This is a genomic window from Syntrophorhabdaceae bacterium, assembly GCA_028713955.1.
Taxonomy (GTDB): Bacteria; Desulfobacterota; Syntrophorhabdia; order Syntrophorhabdales; family Syntrophorhabdaceae; genus UBA5609.
In genome coordinates, this window is record JAQTNJ010000248.1 from 1 (window position 1) to 4,608 (window position 4,608).

Here is a 4,608-nt window from a genome sequence, read left to right on the forward strand (position 1 = left end):
CGTCGGCGCCCCCTGAAAGCCCGCTGTTCAGGGCAATCCATCCTGCGTGGCGCCCCATGACCTCAACCACCATGACGCGGTCATGAGAGCGAGCGGTCGAATGGAGACGGTCTATCGCCTCTGTCGCGATGCTCACCGCTGTATCGAAACCAAAGGTGATCACTGTCCCTCCGAGGTCATTATCGATGGTCTTCGGGACGCCTACCACCGGGATGCCCTTTTTGTAGAAGTCATGGGCTATTTTAAGGCTCCCGTCCCCACCCACGGCAACAAGGCAGTCGAAACCAAGCCGCTGGAAATTTTCTACGACCTTGTCCGAGACGTCGCGGATCTCTACCTCGCCTGCTGCATCGGGGACAGGCATTTCAAAGGGGTTGCCCTTGTTGGTCGTCCCGATGATCGTACCTCCCGTGCTTGAGATACCACGGACCATTTCCGGGGTCAGCCGCACTATCTCGTTGATATTCAGAAGTCCCGCATAACCGTTCTTGATGCCGTAGACCTCCCAGTTCCGCTTCGAAGCAGACATAACGACGGCCTCGATTACAGCATTCAGGCCGGGTGCGTCACCTCCGCCTGTATTTATGGCAATCTTTTTTCCAAACGTCATAACCCCCTCCACGGCAAAAGATTGGAAACCTTATACATTTAGTATTTACGAATACACCGCAAAGTCAAGCGGTTTTTAAGCGCCTCCTTTACTTTGACAGATACCTTTGTTAGAATAACCACGTCAATGCTATCCAGACAAAGTCTTATCTTTATATTGCTGGCCTTTCTGTTCTTCGGCTGTTCACAGCAGAAAGGGACAACGTCATACGATGACCCGGGGAAGCCTGCCTACGGGGATATGATCGTTATGGCATCGATCGGAGAGGCGTCGAACCTTATCCCGCTTCTTTCCACAGATTCGGCATCCCATGAGATATCGGGCCTCGTTTATAATGGCCTTGTCAAGTATGACAAAGACCTCAACATCGTCGGCGACCTTGCCAAATCCTGGGAGATCTCAAAGGACGGCCTTTCCATAACGTTCCGTTTGAAGAAGGACGTGAGGTGGCATGACGGAAAACCCTTTACGGCGCACGACGTCCTGTATACCTATAAGGTTACCGTTGACCCCAGGACGCCAACGGCATATGCAGCCGATTTCCAACTCGTGAAAAAGGCCGAAGTACTTGATGACTATACCTTCAGGGTGACCTACAATAAACCGTTCGCGCCGGCACTGATAAGCTGGGCAACGGCGATCATGCCGAAGCATCTCCTGGAAGGGAAGGATATTACCACGTCCCCTCTCATCAGGAAACCTGTCGGTACAGGCCCTTTTGTCTTCAAGGAATGGGTGCCCGGTGACAGAATTATCCTGACGGCGAACAAGGACTATTTCGAAGGGAGACCTTACATCGACCGGTACATGATGCGTATCATCCCTGACAGCGCCACCATGTTCCTTGAACTCAAGCACTACGGCATCGACATGATGGGACTCGCGCCGCTGCAATTCCTGAAGCAGACAGAGTATCCGAGGTTCAAGCAGGAGTACAACAAATTCAAATACCTTGCCTTCAACTATACCTATCTCGGGTTTAATCTAAAACACGGACCTTTCAAAGACAAGCGTGTACGACAGGCAATATCCTACGCGATCAACAAAAAAGAGATAATCGACGGCATACTCCTCGGGCTGGGCGAAGAGGCTACAGGGCCTTTTACGCCGAACATGTGGGCCTATAACGGCAACGTGAAAAGATACCGCTACAGCAAGGAAAAGGCGCTGGCGCTTTTAAAAGAGGCCGGGTACGAAAAAGGACCGGATGACATGTTGAAAAAAAACGGCAGTCCCTTTGAATTCACGATCCTTGTCAACCAGGGCAACACCGTCAGGATACAGTGTGCGGAGCTGATCCAGAGGAGGCTCTCTGAGATCGGCATCACGGTGAAGATACGGGTTCTCGAATGGGCGAGCCTGATCAACGAATTCATCGACAAACGGAATTTTGAAGCCGTCATACTTGGGTGGTCGATCAATCCCGAGCCTGATCCCTATGACATCTGGCATTCCTCAAAACAGGGGCTTAAGGAACTCAACTTCATATCATTCGAGAACAAAGAGGTTGACGAACTTATCATAAAGGCGCGACACACCTTCGACAGGGCAAAGCGAGAGAGATACTACGGAAGGTTCCAGGAGATAATCGCCGAGGAAGCGCCCTATGCATTTCTTTTTTACCCTTACGCGACAGTCGCGGTCCATAAGAGGTTCAAGGGCATCGAACCCGCTGCCGCAGGCCTGATGTATAACTTTATCAAATGGTATGTACCGGAAAATCAGAGGAGGTATAAGGCAGATGCTGCGCTATCTCCTTAAGCGGCTTTTTTTCATGGTCCCCATGATCTTCGGGATCACCCTGATCTCCTTCACTGTTATTCATCTCGTGCCCGGTGAGCCAGGGGTCCTTGATTCCGAGATGAACCCGAAGGTGACCAAACAGGTGAGGGAGAGGATACGCGCCTTCTACGGCCTCGACAAGCCTCTCCACGTGCAGTACTGGATGTGGTTGAAGCGGGTCGTAAAACTCGATTTCGGCACGTCCTTCGCGCCTGACAGAAGGCCTGTCATTGACAAGATAAAAGAGAGGCTTCCCGTCACGATACTCATCAATCTCCTGTCCATGGCGCTCATCTTCCTTGTGGGGATCCCCATCGGGATCTACTGCGCCCGCTATAAGGACAGCATCCTCGATAAGGTGCTCACCTCTTTTGTCTTTGCGGGGTACGCGGCCCCGACGTTCTGGATCGCGCTGCTTTTGATGATGTTCTTCGGTGTCTACCTCGAACTGCTCCCCATATCAGGCATCAAATCATTTAATTTCAGTGAGCTTTCTTTCTTTGGCAAGACCATCGATGTGGCGAAGCACCTGATCCTGCCGGTCTGTATCTCCGGTTTCGGAGGACTTGCCGGCATATCCCGCTATATGAAGAACAGCCTCCTTGAAGTGCTGCGTCAGGAATACATCACGACGGCATACGCTAAAGGGCTGCCGGAAAGCATGGTCCTCAAAAAACATGCCCTGAGGAACGCCCTCCTGCCGGTGATCACGATACTCGGGCTCTCTATCCCGGGGCTTATCGGCGGAAGCGTTATCTTCGAGAGCATCTTCTCTATCCCGGGAATGGGGCAGCTTTTTTACATGAGCGTCATGGCGCGGGATTATCCCACGATCATGGGGATCCTCGTCATCGGCGCATTCCTGACGCTCCTCGGCAATCTCATCGCCGATATATCCTACGCGCTCGCCGACCCGAGAATTAGAATAGGGTGAGAAAGACAGCTCATAGTTCATAGCTCATGGCTGATAGCGAAACAACCGTAATTCGTAATTCGTGAGACGTAAGAGGAAAAGCACAAGGTGCGAGGAGCGAAGCGACGTAGCGACCTCATAGGGTATGAACTATTAATGAGATTGCCGCGCTCCGCTCGCAATGACACATTCACCTTTCATTAGGTTTGTCCAATTACGAATTACGATTCACGAATTACGAGGGCCTTTCACCTTTCACTTTTTTAATTTTGCTAACCTGCCACGTCATGCTACAATAACCGGGGGATCTATGAAAAGGGGTATCGATAAAAAAAGGGTTAAGCAGGCAGTTCATTATCTCTGGGACATTATCAAGAGACTCTTTAAAAAATACCAGCGGGACCACGGGAATATAATTGTCTCTTCCATCTGTTATTACGTGCTCCTTACCTTTATCCCTTTTACCCTCCTTTCCATCTTTATCCTTGGTTATGTGATAGACCTGAGCAACCCCGCGGTGCATCTGGTGAAATACATCAAGAATATTATACCGGAACCTTATAATACCATCGTGATACAGAAGTTTATAAAAGAACTGAACGTAATCTCCGTATCGAAGAAGCTGTCAGGGCCGCTGGGGATATTGTTCCTCTTTTTTTTCACGTCCAGGCTGTTCGCTGTTTTAAGGCCTTCATTCCACATCATCTTCGGTAAAAATCCAAAGAGCTTTATCAAGGGCAAGGGCGAGGAGCTTCTTCTCACTTCGCTTTTCGCGATAGTCCAGACCATGCTTTTCTTCAGCTTCATCTTTACCGTGATGATCCAGTCCCGGATCATTAAAACATTGCCTCCCTTTATAATGAAAACGCCTTTTGTCTATGCATTTTCTATTTTTGATATGATCTTTGCCTTTGGAATGTTTTTTCTGCTCTACTATTTTCTCACGCCGGTCCGCAACAAGCGGTTGCTTTTCACTTCCACAACCCTTGGTACGATCTTATGGTATACAGGGAAGTTCCTCTTCAAACATTTCATCCTTCATATAGGCAGACTTACCACATTTTTCGGCACCTACGGCGTTTTCATCGCATTTCTTTTCTGGATCTATTTTTCCGTCTTTGTCTTTATTGGTTGCGCCGAATTGATGGCGGTAATGTCGGAACCGTCTAACCGTGAGCCGCAGCCCAGCTATCTCCCTTTCCAATCGAAACCTTCAGGGGAACGGAAAGGGTAACTACCCGCTCCATCTCCTCCCGCACCAGTGTCTCCATCCCGGCAGTTTCCTCCTCTTTTACCTCGAAGA

The 4,608-nt window shown here is 49.8% G+C and carries 4 protein-coding genes; 3 read left to right on the plus strand and 1 reads right to left on the minus strand.

Features of this window, described 5'->3' with window-relative positions; translation table 11 throughout:
* Positions 1-610 (minus strand): 6-phosphofructokinase (locus tag PHU49_14965; GenBank protein MDD5245308.1); only part of this gene is annotated, 610 nt, incomplete at its 3' end.
* Positions 611-736: 126 nt separating this feature from the next.
* Between PHU49_14965 and PHU49_14970 the strand changes: the two genes are divergently transcribed.
* From PHU49_14970 to PHU49_14980, 3 genes are all read left to right on the plus strand, one after another.
* The gene (locus tag PHU49_14970; protein ID MDD5245309.1) at positions 737-2,371 is read left to right on the plus strand and encodes a peptide-binding protein; all 1,635 of its coding nucleotides are present in this window, start codon (positions 737-739) and stop codon (positions 2,369-2,371) included.
* Complete coding sequence (locus tag PHU49_14975; GenBank protein MDD5245310.1) at positions 2,352-3,326, plus strand: ABC transporter permease; 975 nt, start codon at positions 2,352-2,354, stop codon at positions 3,324-3,326. Before PHU49_14970 ends, PHU49_14975 begins: the two co-directional genes overlap by 20 nt.
* A 289-nt stretch (positions 3,327-3,615) precedes the next feature.
* Positions 3,616-4,539 (plus strand): YihY/virulence factor BrkB family protein, encoded by a 924-nt coding sequence (locus PHU49_14980; GenBank protein MDD5245311.1) that lies wholly within the window; start codon positions 3,616-3,618, stop codon positions 4,537-4,539.
* Positions 4,540-4,608: the final 69 nt, after the last annotated feature.

Coding starts and splice junctions, on each gene's coding strand:
- PHU49_14970 (MDD5245309.1), top strand. CDS start 737: ATGCTATCCAGACAAAGTCTTATCTTTATATTGCTGGCCTTTCTGTTC.
- PHU49_14975 (MDD5245310.1), top strand. CDS start 2,352: ATGCTGCGCTATCTCCTTAAGCGGCTTTTTTTCATGGTCCCCATGATC.
- PHU49_14980 (MDD5245311.1), top strand. CDS start 3,616: ATGAAAAGGGGTATCGATAAAAAAAGGGTTAAGCAGGCAGTTCATTAT.